The following is a 14,136-nucleotide window of genomic DNA, read 5'->3' on the forward strand; positions in this document are numbered from 1 at the left end:
CTTGCGAAAAAAAGGCACCGCGCTGGAGCCCAGTAAATACGCGGGTTCCAGAAGGCCACTAGTTGAGCGAAGCGCACAACTTGTCCGTAACCCTCCGAAAACCTCGCTGGTTTTGGCACTACATATTGAGCCAAATCGCACCATTGTTTGTCTTAGCCACTACATTTCCTACAAACCGTAATAGGCTCAGTCAGCAACTGACAGACGGCGCCTCGCACCGTTACAATTACCGACTTTGTCGCAACGCTTGGAGCTCAACCTTCCGTGCCCGTCCTGCGTCTACCGCTTCTCCCTGCTGCGGCAGGCAAACAGCACTGGGGCAACCTGCCCGGTGCCGCCCTGAGCCTGGCCATTGCCGAGGCTGCCAGCGCAGCCAAGCGCTTTACCCTGCTGCTTACCGCCGACAGCCAAAGCGCCGAACGGTTGGAGCAGGAGCTGAGCTTCTTCGCCCCCGATTTGCCGGTGCTGCATTTTCCCGACTGGGAAACCCTGCCCTACGACCTGTTCTCGCCGCACCAGGACATCATCTCCCAGCGCATCGCCAGCCTCTACCGCCTGCCGGAACTGGCCCACGGCGTGCTGGTGGTGCCGATCACCACCGCGCTGCATCGCTTGGCGCCGACCAAGTTCCTGCTGGGCAGCAGCCTGGTGCTGGACATCGGCCAGAAGCTCGATGTCGAGCAGATGCGCACACGCCTGGAAGCCAGCGGCTACCGCTGTGTCGACACGGTGTACGAGCACGGTGAGTTCGCGGTACGCGGTGCGTTGATCGACTTGTTCCCGATGGGCAGCAAACTGCCCTATCGCATCGACCTGTTCGATGACGAAATCGAGACCCTGCGCACCTTCGACCCCGAAAACCAGCGCTCCATCGACAAAGTGGATTCGGTCAAGCTGCTGCCCGCACGGGAATTCCCGCTGCAAAAAGACGCGGTCACCCGCTTCAAGGCGCGCTTCCGTGAACGTTTTGACGTGGACTTCCGTCGCTGCCCGATCTTCCAGGACTTGAGCAGCGGGATTACGCCCGCCGGTATCGAGTACTACCTGCCGCTGTTCTTCGACGAAACCTCCACCCTGTTCGATTACCTGCCCCAGGACACCCAAGTGTTCTCGCTGCCGGGTATCGAGCAAGCGGCAGAAAATTTCTGGAACGACGTGCGCAACCGCTACGAAGAGCGCCGCGTCGATCCGTCCCGGCCTTTATTGCCGCCCGCTGAGCTGTTCCTGCCGGTGGAAGACTGCTTCGCCCGCCTGAAAAGCTGGCCGCGCGTGGTCGCCAGCCAGCAGGACGTGGACGCCGGCAGTGGCCGCGAGCGCTTCCCCGCGCAAGCACTGCCCAACCTGGCGATTGAAGCCAAGGCCAACCAGCCCCTGGAAGCGCTGTCCAACTTTCTCGGCGACTTCCCCGGCCGCGTGCTGTTTACCGCCGAATCCGCCGGCCGCCGCGAAGTGCTGCTGGAGCTGCTGGAACGCCTGAAGTTGCGACCAAAAACCGTCGACAGCTGGCCGGACTTCGTCAAAGGCAAAGACCGCTTGGCGATCACCATCGCACCGCTGGACGAAGGTTTGCTGCTGGATGACCCGGCGCTGGCACTGATCGCCGAGAGCCCGCTGTTCGGCCAACGCGTGATGCAGCGCCGCCGCCGGGAAAAACGCGCCGACGCCAACAACGACGCGGTGATCAAGAACCTCACCGAACTGCGCGAAGGTGCGCCGGTGGTGCACATCGACCATGGCGTGGGCCGCTACCTCGGCCTGCAGACCCTGGAGATCGACAACCAGGCCGCCGAATTCCTCACCATGGAATACGCCGAGGGCGCCAAGCTCTACGTGCCGGTGGCCAGCCTGCACCTGATCGCCCGCTACACCGGCAGCGACGACGCCCTGGCGCCGTTGCACCGCCTGGGTTCCGAGACCTGGCAGAAAGCCAAGCGCAAGGCCGCCGAGCAAGTGCGCGACGTTGCCGCCGAACTGCTCGACATCTATGCGCGCCGCGCGGCGCGTGAAGGTTATGCCTTCGCCGACCCGAAAGCCGACTACGCCACCTTTAGCGCCGGCTTCCCCTTCGAAGAAACCCCAGACCAGCAAACCACCATCGAAGCAGTACGCGCCGACATGCTCGCGCCCAAGCCGATGGACCGCCTGGTGTGTGGCGACGTGGGTTTCGGCAAGACCGAAGTGGCCATGCGCGCCGCCTTCATTGCCGTACACGGCGGCCGCCAAGTGGCGATCCTGGTGCCCACCACCCTGCTCGCCCAGCAGCACTACAACAGCTTCCGCGACCGCTTTGCCGACTGGCCGGTGACCGTGGAAGTGATGAGCCGCTTCAAATCAGCCAAGGAAGTGAATGCCGCCATCGCCGATTTGGCCGAAGGCAAGATCGACATCGTGATCGGCACCCACAAGCTGCTGTCGGACGACGTGAAGATCAAGAACCTGGGCCTGGTGATCATCGACGAAGAACACCGTTTCGGCGTGCGTCAGAAGGAGCAACTCAAGGCCCTGCGCAGTGAAGTCGATATCCTCACCCTCACCGCCACGCCGATTCCGCGCACGCTGAACATGGCGGTGTCGGGCATGCGCGACCTGTCGATCATTGCCACCCCACCGGCGCGTCGTTTGTCGGTGCGCACCTTCGTGATGGAGCAGAACAAAAGCACGGTCAAGGAAGCGCTGTTGCGTGAACTGCTGCGCGGCGGGCAGGTGTATTACCTGCACAACGACGTGAAGACCATCGAGAAATGCGCCGCCGACCTCGCCGAGCTGGTGCCGGAGGCGCGTATCGCCATCGGCCACGGGCAGATGCGCGAGCGCGAACTCGAACAAGTGATGAGCGACTTCTACCACAAGCGCTTCAACGTGCTGATCGCCTCGACCATCATCGAGACCGGCATCGACGTGCCGAGCGCCAACACCATTATCATCGAGCGCGCCGACAAGTTCGGCCTGGCGCAGCTGCACCAGCTGCGTGGCCGGGTCGGGCGCAGTCACCACCAGGCGTATGCCTATTTGCTCACGCCGCCGCGCCAACAGATCACTTCCGACGCCGAAAAGCGCCTGGAAGCCATCGCCAACACCCAGGACCTGGGCGCCGGTTTTGTGCTGGCCACCAACGACCTGGAAATCCGTGGCGCCGGCGAGCTGCTGGGCGACGGCCAGAGCGGGCAGATCCAAGCGGTAGGCTTCACCCTTTATATGGAGATGCTCGAGCGGGCGGTGAAAGCCATCCGCAAGGGCGAACAGCCGAACCTCGATCAACCGCTGGGCGGCGGCCCGGAAATCAACCTGCGATTGCCGGCATTGATCCCCGAAGACTACCTGCCCGACGTGCACGCGCGGCTGATCCTGTACAAGCGCATCGCCTCGGCCACCGACGAAGAAGGCCTCAAGGACCTGCAAGTGGAGATGATCGACCGCTTCGGCCTGCTGCCGGAACCGACCAAGAACCTGGTGCGCCTGACCCTGCTGAAATTGCAGGCCGAGCAGCTGGGCATCAAAAAAGTCGATGCCGGGCCGCAAGGCGGGCGCATCGAGTTTGAAGCGCAGACGCCGGTGGACCCGCTGGTACTGATCAAGCTGATCCAGGGCCAGCCCAACCGCTACAAGTTCGAAGGGGCTACGCTGTTCAAGTTCATGGTGCCGATGGAACGCGCCGAAGAACGCTTTAATACATTGGAGGCGTTGTTTGAGCGCCTCATCCCGAAATCTGTTTGAAGGACGCCATCATGCGCCTGTTCCGCATCCTGAGCCTGTTGTTGGTGGTCGTGGCCCCGTCGGCATTCGCCGACAGCCCGTACCAGGTGGAAATGATCCTGGTGCGCCAGAACGCCGAGCCGGTCATCAACAGCCGCCCCGCCCCGGAAAACTGGGATGCCGGGGCTATGCGCCTGGATTCCGACAAACTGAGCCCGCCACGCCTGAACAATATCGTCGACAAGCTCAGCGCCGATAACAGCTACACCGTGCTGGCGCACAAAGCCTGGGAGCAAAACCTCGGCGAGCAACCGGTGAAAATCGCCATCACCGATGGCCAGGAACAGTTCGGCCAGTTCCCTATCGAGGGTGTGCTCAACCTGCAACTGGGCCGTTTCACCGACATCGACGCGAACTTCTGGATCAACACGTTCGACAGCAACGGCAGCGTGATCGCCAGCGAACACCTGAGCCAGACGGACGTGCGCACCAAGAACAACCAACTCAACTACCTGGACGGCGGCCACCTGGCGCTGCTGATCAAGATCACCTCGCTGACCGCCAAGCCGCCCAGTGCACCACCGCCCGACGTTCAGGACTGATCACGCGCCATGCCCCTGACGTCGCAGTTGACCAAACCCCTGGCCCCGTCGTGGGCCAATCGCTTTAAAGAGCAGAGCCTGGAGCGCGGGCGCCGTTATGCCCTGGAGAACCGCGTGCGCATCGTCGAGTGCGGCGACAGCACCATCGTCGCCAGTTGCGAAGGCTCGGGCGGCAACGTCTACCGGCAGACTATCTCGCTGCGCGAATCGGCCAAGGGCACGCTGATCCTCGTCGACAGCCGCTGCACCTGCCCGGTGCATAGCAACTGCAAACACATCGCCGCCGTGCTGCTCAAGGTCCAGGAAACCCTGGCCTACCCGGCCGCCGCCCAGGATGCCGAGCTGCTGGAAAAGCTCCAGGCCGTGCTGGACAACCGCGTGGTGCTGCCGCAAGTGGTCATGGAGGACGTGCCACCGGTGCCGCGCCTGTGGCTGGCCAGTGTCGAGTTCAGCGCGTTTGAACCGCGCAACGGCAAGATGCAGCGGTATATCCAGCACCGTGCGGCGCTGTCGTTCAACTACCTGGGCAACTATGTCAGCGGGCAGAAAAACGCCGACATCATCGTCCGCCAGGACACCCAGAGCCTGCGGATCAAGCGCCATCCCGAACTGGAACAACCCTATCGCGAGCAACTGCGCTTGCTCGGTTTCAAGATCGCCACACGCCAGAGCAAAGCCCTACCGGAGAGCGCCGGCGAGCTGTTCGAGATGGTCAATGACAGCGCCTGGCTGAACTTCACCCTGAACGTGTCGCCCACCTTGCGCGCCGAGGGTTGGGAGCTGCTGATCGATGATGATTTCGGCTTCGACCTGAGCGCCGTGGATGACTGGTACGCCACCGTCGACGAGGGGCCGGAGCGCGATTGGTTCGACCTGGAACTGGGGATCATCGTCAACGGCGAGCGCCTTAGCCTGCTGCCGATCCTGTTGAACCTGATGCGCTCCCACACCGAGATCCTCAACCCGGAGAAGCTCGCCCGGCGGCGTGATGATGAGCTGATCCTGGTGAATATCCCCGGCCTGCCCAACGGCCATGGCCCGTTGCAAGTGGCGCTGCCCTACGGCCGATTGAAGCCCGTACTGGCGACGCTCGGCGAGTTTTACCTACAGGAAGCCGGCACCACCACCTTGCGCCTGGCCAAGGCCGATGCCATTCGCTTGAACCCGCTGGAAGACCTGCCCCTGCAATGGGAGGGCGGCGAAAAAATCCGCAACTTCGCCCAGCGCCTGCGGGACATCAAGGACTTCACCTGCGTGGCACCCGAGGGACTGAATGCCACCCTGCGTCCGTACCAGCTGGAAGGCTTGAGCTGGATGCAGTCGCTGCGCCAGCTGGATGTGGGCGGCATTCTTGCGGACGACATGGGCCTGGGCAAAACCCTGCAAACCCTGGCGCACATTCTCACGGAGAAAAACGCCGGTCGCCTGGACCGCCCGTGCATGGTGGTGATGCCCACCAGCCTGATCCCCAATTGGCTCGATGAAGCGGCGCACTTCACCCCGCAACTCAAGGTCGTGGCCCTCTACGGCGCAGGGCGTAAGAAACACTTCAAGAACTTGCAGGACTACGACCTGCTGCTGACCACCTACGCCCTGCTCCCCAAGGACATCGAACTGCTCGCCGCCCAGCCGCTGCATGTGCTGATACTCGATGAAGCCCAATACATCAAGAACCCCAACAGCAAGGCTGCCCAGGCCGCGCGCGAGCTGAATGCGCGGCAGCGCCTGTGCCTGAGCGGTACACCGCTGGAAAACCACCTGGGCGAACTGTGGTCGCTGTTCCACTTCCTGCTGCCCGGCTGGCTGGGTGATGTGAAGAGCTTCAACCGCGATTACCGCGTGCCCATCGAAAAGCGTGCCAGTGAGGTGCGATTGCAACACCTCAACGGTAGGATCAAACCCTTCCTGCTGCGCCGCACCAAAGAACAAGTGGCCACGGAGTTGCCGCCCAAGACCGAGATCATCCATTGGGTCGATCTCAACGAAGCCCAGCGCGACGTATACGAAACCATGCGCCTGGCCATGGACAAGAAGGTGCGCGACGAAATCACTCGCAAGGGTGTGGCGCGCAGCCAGATCATCATTCTTGAAGCGCTGTTGAAGTTGCGCCAGGTCTGCTGCGACCTGCGCCTGGTCAACGACGCCGCCCTGCCCGCCCGCGGCAGCAGCTCGGGCAAGCTCGACAGCCTGATGGAAATGCTCGAAGAACTGTTTGCCGAGGGGCGGCGGATCTTGCTGTTTTCGCAATTCACCTCGATGCTCAGCCTGATCGAAGCCGAGCTGAAAAAACGCGGCGTTGCCTATGCCCTACTGACCGGCCAGACCCGCGATCGGCGCACGCCGGTGAAGGACTTCCAGAGCGGCAAGCTGCAGATTTTCCTGATCAGCCTGAAGGCCGGCGGCGTGGGCCTGAACCTGACCGAAGCCGACACGGTGATCCACTACGACCCCTGGTGGAACCCCGCTACGGAAAACCAGGCGACTGACCGTGCGTATCGCATCGGTCAGGAGAAGCCGGTGTTCGTCTACAAGATGATTGCGCGGGGCACGGTGGAGGAGAAAATCCAGCATCTGCAGAAGGAAAAGTCCGACTTGGCGGCGGGCGTGCTGGATGGGCGTACGACGGGGGATTGGCAGTTGGGTAATGAGGATATTGAAGCGCTGTTTGCGCCGTTGCCGAATAAGCAAGAGAAGCGCTGACTGTTGAACCGCTATCGCAGGCAAGCCAGCTCCCACATTTGACTGCATTCCAAAGTTGGAACTCGGTCAAGTGTGGGAGCTGGCTTGCCTGCGATGGCCGCACCGCGGTTTTCAGTCAATCAACTGCGCATCCCGCAACGCTGTCAGCGCCGCCAACCAACGCGGGTCTTGCTTGTAATCCGTCGAAGCCATCGCCTGCCCACGCATCCGCGCAATCCGCGCCGACGGCGTCACTTTCATCCGCTGGGCGGCCGTCAATGCCAACTCCGCCGCCGCACGATCGTTACACACCAACCCCATATCGCAACCCGCAGTCAGCGCAGCCTCGATCCGACTGGCCGCATCACCGACCACATGGGCCCCCGCCATGGACAGGTCATCGCTGAAAATCACCCCATCAAACTGCAACTCGCCGCGCAGGATGTCTTGCAACCAGCGGCGCGAAAAGCCTGCGGGCTGGGAATCGACTTGCGGGTAGATCACATGGGCCGGCATGACTGCCGCCAACTGCTGGCTCAGGCGTGCGAAAGGCACCAGGTCATTGGCGCGAATCTGTTCCAGGCTGCGTTCATCATTGGGAATGGCAACGTGGGAATCGGCCTCAGCCCAACCGTGCCCCGGGAAATGTTTACCGGTGGCGGCCATGCCGGCGCTGTTCATGCCACGGATAAAGGCCCCGGCGAGCACGGCAGCGCGCTCGGGGTCGCCTTCGAAGGAACGGGTGCCGACCACGGCGCTGCGCTGGTAATCCAGGTCCAGTACCGGGGCGAAGCTCAGGTCGAGACCCACGGCCAGCACTTCAGTAGCCATGATCCAGCCGCACTGTTCGGCCAGGTATTCGGCGTTGGGGTTATCCGCCAACGCACGCATGGCCGGCAGACGCACAAAGCCTTGGCGCAGGCGCTGCACACGACCGCCCTCCTGATCGACGGCCAGCAGCAGGTCCGGGCGCACGGCGCGAATCGCCGCGCTCAATTCCCGTACCTGGCGCGGATGCTCGATATTGCGCGCAAAAATGATCAGGCCACCCACTTCAGGCTGGCGCAACAGGTGGCGATCCTCGGCCGTCAGCCAGGTGCCGGCCACGTCAACCATCAAAGAACCTTGCAGGGCAGCAGTCATAAACCTTCCTTAAATAACGCACACAACCCGCTGCACTCACCCGATGCGATGAGCAGGGTGAGCACGGCGGGTTGCGAGTAAATAGCTGAATTCGGCATGGGCGGCTAGCTTAGCGGATGCAAGCGGCCGCGCACACCCGGGCGGGTCAAACCTTGGCGACTGCCGGCGTGGATTTGCTACGCGGGCGCAATTGCGCGGCCGCCATGGCCTGGTCGGTCACCCCGGATTCGGCACGCATGCCGGCGGCGAGGAACGGCACCATCAGGCGCATGACCTGCTCGATGGAGGTGTTCACCCCGAAGTCGGTCTCGGCAATGGCGCGCAGGGCCTTGATCCCGGACATGCTGAACGCGGCCGCGCCAAGCATGAAATGCACGCGCCAGAACAGCTCGATGGGGGGAATACGTGGGGCCGCCTCATTGACCAGCAACATATAGCGACGGAAAACCTTGCCGTACATGTCTTCCAGGTAACGGCGCAAGTGACCCTGGCTCTGGCTGAACGCCAAACCCAGCAAACGCATGAAGATCGACAGGTCGTTGCCGCTGCGCGGTTGTACCACCAGCGCTTGCTCGACGAGGATCTCCAACAGGTCTTCCAGGCTTGGCTTGTTTTCAGGCTTGGTCTGGCGGCGCTCCAACTCGCGGTCGAGACTGGCGCAGAATGGCCCCAGAAAGCGCGAGAACACCGCCTGGATCAGGGCTTTCTTCGAGCCGAAATGGTAGTTCACGGCGGCGAGGTTGACCCCGGCCTTGCTGGTGATCAGCCGCAATGAAGTTTCAGCAAATCCTTTTTCCGCGAACAATTGCTCGGCAGCATCGAGAATGCGTTCAACGGTTTCCGACTGGGCCATGGCTACTCCGCCTGACAAACACTTGTTTGAAACATACGTTTCAGGTTGTGTCTTGTCAACCCTGAGGGGCCGTTTTCCGGCCGGGCAGTCATCTATTTCATCGCTATTTAATCACATCCTTCCCGGTCTGTAGGCAGCGCTATCTCCGGCTTGTAGGAGGAGTGACGAATGACCGTCCAGCGGAGTGGCAGAAAAGGATGATTGCCAAGCGCAGTTCACTGTATATAATCCCAGTCACTGTATAAAAAGACAGAGCGATCAACATGCTAAAACTGACGCCACGCCAAGCTGAGATTCTGGCTTTTATCAAGCGCTGCCTCGATGACAACGGCTACCCGCCGACACGAGCGGAAATTGCGCTGGAACTGGGGTTCAAGTCCCCCAACGCCGCCGAAGAACACCTCAAGGCCCTCGCTCGCAAAGGCGCGATCGAGATGACCCCAGGTGCCTCACGGGGCATTCGCATCCCTGGCTTCGAAGCCAAGGCCGACGAATCGACCCTGCCGATCATTGGTCGCGTCGCCGCCGGTGCGCCGATCCTGGCGCAGCAGCACGTCGAGGAATCCTGCAACATCAACCCGACCTTCTTCCATCCTCGCGCCGACTATCTGTTGCGCGTCCATGGCATGAGCATGAAGGACGTGGGCATCTTCGATGGCGACCTGCTGGCCGTCCACACTACCCGTGAAGCCCGTAATGGCCAGATCGTCGTCGCCCGTATCGGCGATGAAGTCACCGTCAAACGCTTCAAGCGCGAAGGCAGCAAGGTCTGGCTCCTGGCCGAGAACCCTGAGTTCGCCCCGATTGAAGTGAACCTGAAAGATCAGGACCTGGTGATCGAAGGCTTGAGCGTCGGCGTCATTCGCCGCTAAAGGAGGCATCATGCAGCTCGTGCACACCCCGCAACACACACAACTGTCGCTGTTCGAGGCCTTTATGGCCCAACCCCTTGCGCCTATCCTCAAGGAAACGGTCGAGGCGCCCTGGTGCGCCGAGCCCGAGGCGTTCAGTGAATTGTCGTTGCGCGGTGCGGCCGGGAGCTGCCTGAGCCTGCTGGCGCCAATCCTGCGCGAACTGAGCGAAGAACAGGACGACGCCCGCTGGCTGACGCTGATCGCCCCGCCCGCCAGCCTGACCCAGGCCTGGCTGCGGGACGCCGGCCTCAACCGTGAGCGCATCTTGCTGCTGCAACCGCGCGGCGCGCAAAGTGCGCAGCAGTTGACCTGCGAAGCGTTGCGCCTGGGCCGTAGCCATACGGTGGTGAGTTGGTTGAATCCGTTGAATGCAAGTGCCAAGCAGCAACTGATCAGTGCTGCACGTACGGGCGATGCACAAAGCTTGAATATTCGATTGGGATAAACGCTAGCAGTGTCAGACTCGCGGCTAGCTGACGGATGTCAGTGCCCGCGATGGACACGAGGCTTCTTCAGGACTGAGAAGCCGATCTGCAACAAACAGCCAAAAATGGACCAACGGACTCAGTGGAGCACCCGCGGCCCATCATCCTTCTCCGGCTCGCCTTCCGCCAGGCGGCCTGCCATCTGCACACCCACGCTCAACATGGCTTTTGCCACTTCCACGTGCTGGCCTTGCAGGAACGCCTTGGCGTCCTCGGAAAAGTCCAAAGTCACCAGAGAACCCTCGTCCTCAGCCCGGCGCAGCTCGATTCGGCCGTCAGGCAGTTCAACAATTTCCAGAAAGGACGTTGGCATAAAAGTCAGTTCTCCACGAAAGGCCGGGATTATATCAGTCATCCACCCGGCCCCGCTGAGGATCTGAAGAGGTTTCTTTACAGCATGATGAATGGTGCTTTGCGCTGCTTATAGAATAAGTGGGGATGCATTAGCACTCGTTCAAGCCTTCACGAAAACGCAGCGCCATTTTCTTCAGCTCCTGACGCCAGTTTTCAAGCTCTTCCCGGCTCAGAGGCTTGGGCTCGTCTTCTTCCAGCGCCACCGCCACGATCAATGGCTGGGTCACATCACCCTTGGGCACATGGGGAACACGTGGCGGCTGAAACATATCGGCATGGGCCTTAAGCAAGCGCGCAACCCAACTGTCGGGGCTCTGGGCCATCTCTACCAACTCAGCAAGCTCAGGAATCGCCATTGTGTCCAGCACGTCACGATTCATGATCATTTCTGCACGCGGCGAACCAGCCTGGGGCAAGCGATAGAACCCGGCGATTTCATGGCACAAACCCAGCAACGCACCGTAGAGGTGGAACAACGCCGCTTCACGCCCCGCCTGGACCAACGCGATGGCATTCATCTCCTTCCCTTCCTCGGCGCGGCCAAGGGCTTCCAGGGACAAACCCGCGAAGTAAATTTTCTGATTGGTACGGGTATAGAGTTCGTTGGCCATAACGGCAGTCTCCACAACGAAAAGAGGCGTGATGCTGGCCCAACAGTGTCAAGGATCATCCAAGCGCACTGCAAGCGTAAAAAAAGGCCGCCCTTGCAGGCGGCCTTTGTAGGTGCAGCTTAGCCGATCAAGCGCCCTGGCGCTTGTCCTCGACCTTCCACTTGCCGCCGTCGTAGAACGCTTTCCAGCCAGTTGGCTTGCCGTCCACTTCGGTCTGCACGTACTGCTCCTTGGTCTTGCGGCTGTAGCGGATCACGGCTGGGCGACCATCCGGGTCCTTCTTCGGCGCTTCACACAGGAAGTGGTACTTAGGATCGATCTCATCCTTGTGCGGCACGATCTCCATGACCAACGGCGCACGGGTCTCGCGGTTTTTCGGGAACTGGCTCGCGGCCAGGAACAGGCCCGAAGCACCGTCACGCAAGATATAGGTATCGTTGACCTTCTCGCACTTGAGCTCCGGCATCTTCACCGGGTCCATCTTCGGCGGCGCCGCATCACCGCTTTTCAGCAGCTTGCGGGTGTTCTTGCAGGTCGCGTTGGTGCAACCGAAGAACTTGCCGAAGCGGCCGGTCTTGAGCTGCATCTCGCTGCCGCACTTGTCGCATTCCAGGCTCGGACCTTCGTAGCCCTTGATGCGGTAGGTGCCCTCTTCAATCTCGTAGCCGTTGCAATCCGGATTGTTACCGCAGATGTGCAGCTTGTGCTTCTCGTCCAGCAGGTAGGCGTCCATCGCCGTGCTGCAGATCGGGCAGCGGTGCTTGCCACGCAATACCAGCGACTCGGATTCACCCTCGTCGTCAGCCGCGATTTCATCGCCCGGCACCAGGTTGACCGTGGCCTTGCAGCGCTCTTTCGGCGGCAGGCTGTAGCCCGAGCAACCAAGGAACACGCCAGTGGAGGCGGTACGGATCTGCATCGGGCGGCCGCACGTCAGGCACGGGATGTCCGTCATCACCGGCTGGTTGGCGCGCATGCCGTGCTCTGGGCTTTCGGCCACTTCGAGCTTCTTCTTGAAGTCGCCGTAGAACTCGTCCAGCACGCTCTTCCAGTCGCGCTCGCCCTGGGCCACGTCATCGAGGTTCTCTTCCATGCCGGCGGTGAAGCCGTAGTCCATCAGGTTGGAGAAGCTCTCGGACAGGCGCTCGGTCACGATGTCGCCCATCTTTTCCGAGTAGAAGCGACGGTTATGCAGGGCAACGTAGCCACGGTCCTGAATGGTCGAGATGATTGCCGCATAGGTCGAAGGACGACCGATACCGCGTTTTTCCATCTCTTTCACCAGGCTGGCTTCCGAGTAACGGGCCGGCGGCTTGGTGAAATGCTGGGACGGATCCAGCTTGATCAGTTTCAGCGTGTCGCCCTGGGCCATGTCCGGCAGCACGTCGTCGTCGCCTGGCTTGGCGATTTGCGGCATCACGCGGGTGTAGCCGTCGAACTTGAGGATACGGCCCTTGGCGCGCAGCTCGAAATCAGAAGCGGCCACCGTCACGGTAGTGGACAGGTATTGCGCCGGCAGCATCTGGCAGGCCAGGAATTGGCGCCAAATCAGCTCGTAGAGGCGCTCAGCGTCGCGCTCCATGCCGGTCAGCTTGGCTGGCGTGGTGTTGGCGTCAGAAGGACGAATCGCTTCGTGAGCCTCTTGTGCGCCTTCCTTGCTGCTGTAGACGTTCGGGTTCTCCGGCAGGTACTTCTTGCCGAACTCGCCTTCAATATACGTACGCGCCATCGCCACCGCGTCTTGCGACAGGTTGGTGGAGTCCGTACGCATATACGTGATGTAGCCGGCTTCGTACAAGCGCTGGGCCATCATCATGGTTTTCTTCACACCGAAGCCCAGGCGGTTGCTCGCGGCCTGTTGCAGGGTGGACGTGATGAACGGCGCCGACGGCTTGCTGCTGGTCGGTTTGTCTTCACGCTTGACGATGCTGTAGCTGGAAGACTTGAGCTTCTCCAGCGCGGCCATGGCCTGGGCTTCGTTCAGCGGCTTGAACGCCTCGCCTTTCTCGCGCGCCACTTCGAAGCGCACGTTGGCGCCCTTGGCGGTGCCGAGGTCGGCGTGGACTTCCCAATATTCTTCAGGGATGAACGCACGGATTTCGCGCTCACGCTCCACCACCAGCTTCACCGCCACCGATTGCACACGGCCAGCGGACAAGCCACGGGCGATCTTCGCCCACAGCAGCGGCGAGACCATGTAGCCCACGACGCGGTCGAGGAAACGCCGGGCCTGTTGGGCGTTGACGCGGTCGATGTCCAGCTCGCCCGGCTTGGAGAAGGCTTCCTGGATGGCTTTCTTGGTGATTTCGTTGAACACCACACGCTTGTAGCGGCTGTCATCACCGCCGATGGCTTCCCGCAGGTGCCAGGCAATGGCTTCCCCTTCGCGGTCCAAGTCCGTTGCGAGATAGATGGTGTCGGCATCTTTGGCGAGCCGGCGCAGCTCTTCGATGACCTTTTCCTTGCCCGGAAGGATTTCGTACTTGGCCTTCCAGCCATGATCCGGGTCTACACCCATGCGCGAGACCAGCTGCTTGCGCGCTTTCTCTTTAGGCGTGAGCACCGGACCTTCGCCCGCAGCGGCCTTGCCGCGCTTGGCGGCAGGCTCCTTGCTGGCGCTAGCCGAACCGCTGGTGGGCAGGTCTCGGATATGGCCGATACTCGACTTCACCACGTACTCGTTACCCAAGTACTTGTTGATGGTCTTGGCCTTAGCCGGGGATTCCACAATGACCAGCGATTTGCCCATGGATCGGAAAATTCCTGAATTCGAGAAGTGAGAGGCAGTTGGCGCCTGTCGCG

10 protein-coding genes are annotated in these 14,136 nt (G+C 61.4%); 5 read left to right on the forward strand and 5 right to left on the reverse strand.

The genetic code is table 11. From position 1 onward, the window contains the following. The first annotated feature begins 264 nt into the window (after positions 1-264). From mfd to J1G37_RS22240, 3 genes are read left to right on the forward strand one after another with little or no spacing between them, the layout of a single operon-like run. A complete protein-coding gene (mfd, locus tag J1G37_RS22230; protein WP_124528040.1) occupies positions 265-3,714 on the forward strand; it encodes a transcription-repair coupling factor in 3,450 nt (1,149 codons plus the stop codon). 11 nt (positions 3,715-3,725) lie between these two features. Beyond that, positions 3,726-4,295 carry a CsiV family protein gene (locus tag J1G37_RS22235; RefSeq protein ID WP_207045394.1) on the forward strand — a complete coding sequence of 190 codons (570 nt, stop codon included), beginning with the start codon at positions 3,726-3,728 and terminating at the stop codon, positions 4,293-4,295. Between the two features lie 9 nt (positions 4,296-4,304). After that, the gene (locus J1G37_RS22240; RefSeq protein WP_207045396.1) at positions 4,305-6,995 is read left to right on the forward strand and encodes a DEAD/DEAH box helicase; all 2,691 of its coding nucleotides are present in this window, start codon (positions 4,305-4,307) and stop codon (positions 6,993-6,995) included. A 111-nt stretch (positions 6,996-7,106) separates the two neighbouring features. On the opposite strand, the gene nagZ is transcribed toward J1G37_RS22240, so the two are convergent. Both nagZ and J1G37_RS22250 read right to left on the reverse strand, forming a co-directional pair. Next, the gene (gene nagZ / locus J1G37_RS22245) at positions 7,107-8,117 is read right to left on the reverse strand and encodes a beta-N-acetylhexosaminidase (protein ID WP_207045398.1); all 1,011 of its coding nucleotides are present in this window, start codon (positions 8,115-8,117) and stop codon (positions 7,107-7,109) included. A gap of 145 nt (positions 8,118-8,262) precedes the next feature. Beyond that, the gene (locus J1G37_RS22250; RefSeq protein ID WP_124528036.1) at positions 8,263-8,970 is read right to left on the reverse strand and encodes a TetR/AcrR family transcriptional regulator; all 708 of its coding nucleotides are present in this window, start codon (positions 8,968-8,970) and stop codon (positions 8,263-8,265) included. A 263-nt stretch (positions 8,971-9,233) separates the two neighbouring features. Between J1G37_RS22250 and lexA the strand changes: the two genes are divergently transcribed. Further along, positions 9,234-9,842, forward strand: a complete 609-nt coding sequence (gene lexA / locus J1G37_RS22255) for a transcriptional repressor LexA (protein WP_003172575.1) — start codon at positions 9,234-9,236, stop codon at positions 9,840-9,842. Positions 9,843-9,852: 10 nt separating this feature from the next. Beyond that, complete coding sequence (gene sulA / locus J1G37_RS22260; RefSeq protein WP_207045401.1) at positions 9,853-10,329, forward strand: SOS-induced cell division inhibitor SulA; 477 nt, start codon at positions 9,853-9,855, stop codon at positions 10,327-10,329. Positions 10,330-10,448: 119 nt separating this feature from the next. On the opposite strand, the gene J1G37_RS22265 is transcribed toward sulA, so the two are convergent. The 3 genes from J1G37_RS22265 to topA all read right to left on the reverse strand — a co-directional run bounded on the left by J1G37_RS22265 (position 10,449) and on the right by topA (position 14,083). Beyond that, positions 10,449-10,682 carry a hypothetical protein gene (locus J1G37_RS22265; protein WP_026136850.1) on the reverse strand — a complete coding sequence of 78 codons (234 nt, stop codon included), beginning with the start codon at positions 10,680-10,682 and terminating at the stop codon, positions 10,449-10,451. A 130-nt stretch (positions 10,683-10,812) separates the two neighbouring features. Beyond that, positions 10,813-11,334: a DUF6586 family protein gene (locus J1G37_RS22270; protein WP_207045403.1), complete on the reverse strand. Its 522-nt coding sequence runs from the start codon at positions 11,332-11,334 to the stop codon at positions 10,813-10,815. Between the two features lie 127 nt (positions 11,335-11,461). Next, positions 11,462-14,083, reverse strand: coding sequence for a type I DNA topoisomerase (gene topA / locus J1G37_RS22275; protein ID WP_017737335.1), 2,622 nt, complete (start codon positions 14,081-14,083; stop codon positions 11,462-11,464). Between the last annotated feature and the right edge of the window lie 53 nt (positions 14,084-14,136).

The organism is Pseudomonas sp. Marseille-Q1929, from assembly GCF_017316265.1.
Taxonomy (GTDB): Bacteria; Pseudomonadota; Gammaproteobacteria; order Pseudomonadales; family Pseudomonadaceae; genus Aquipseudomonas.

Bases quoted from the DNA above. Each gene is read 5' to 3' on its own strand.
- J1G37_RS22235 (WP_207045394.1), top strand. From the start codon at position 3,726: ATGCGCCTGTTCCGCATCCTGAGCCTGTTGTTGGTGGTCGTGGCCCCG.
- J1G37_RS22240 (WP_207045396.1), top strand. From the start codon at position 4,305: ATGCCCCTGACGTCGCAGTTGACCAAACCCCTGGCCCCGTCGTGGGCC.
- nagZ (WP_207045398.1), bottom strand. From the start codon at position 8,117: ATGACTGCTGCCCTGCAAGGTTCTTTGATGGTTGACGTGGCCGGCACC.
- J1G37_RS22250 (WP_124528036.1), bottom strand. From the start codon at position 8,970: ATGGCCCAGTCGGAAACCGTTGAACGCATTCTCGATGCTGCCGAGCAA.
- lexA (WP_003172575.1), top strand. From the start codon at position 9,234: ATGCTAAAACTGACGCCACGCCAAGCTGAGATTCTGGCTTTTATCAAG.
- sulA (WP_207045401.1), top strand. From the start codon at position 9,853: ATGCAGCTCGTGCACACCCCGCAACACACACAACTGTCGCTGTTCGAG.
- J1G37_RS22265 (WP_026136850.1), bottom strand. From the start codon at position 10,682: ATGCCAACGTCCTTTCTGGAAATTGTTGAACTGCCTGACGGCCGAATC.
- J1G37_RS22270 (WP_207045403.1), bottom strand. From the start codon at position 11,334: ATGGCCAACGAACTCTATACCCGTACCAATCAGAAAATTTACTTCGCG.
- topA (WP_017737335.1), bottom strand. From the start codon at position 14,083: ATGGGCAAATCGCTGGTCATTGTGGAATCCCCGGCTAAGGCCAAGACC.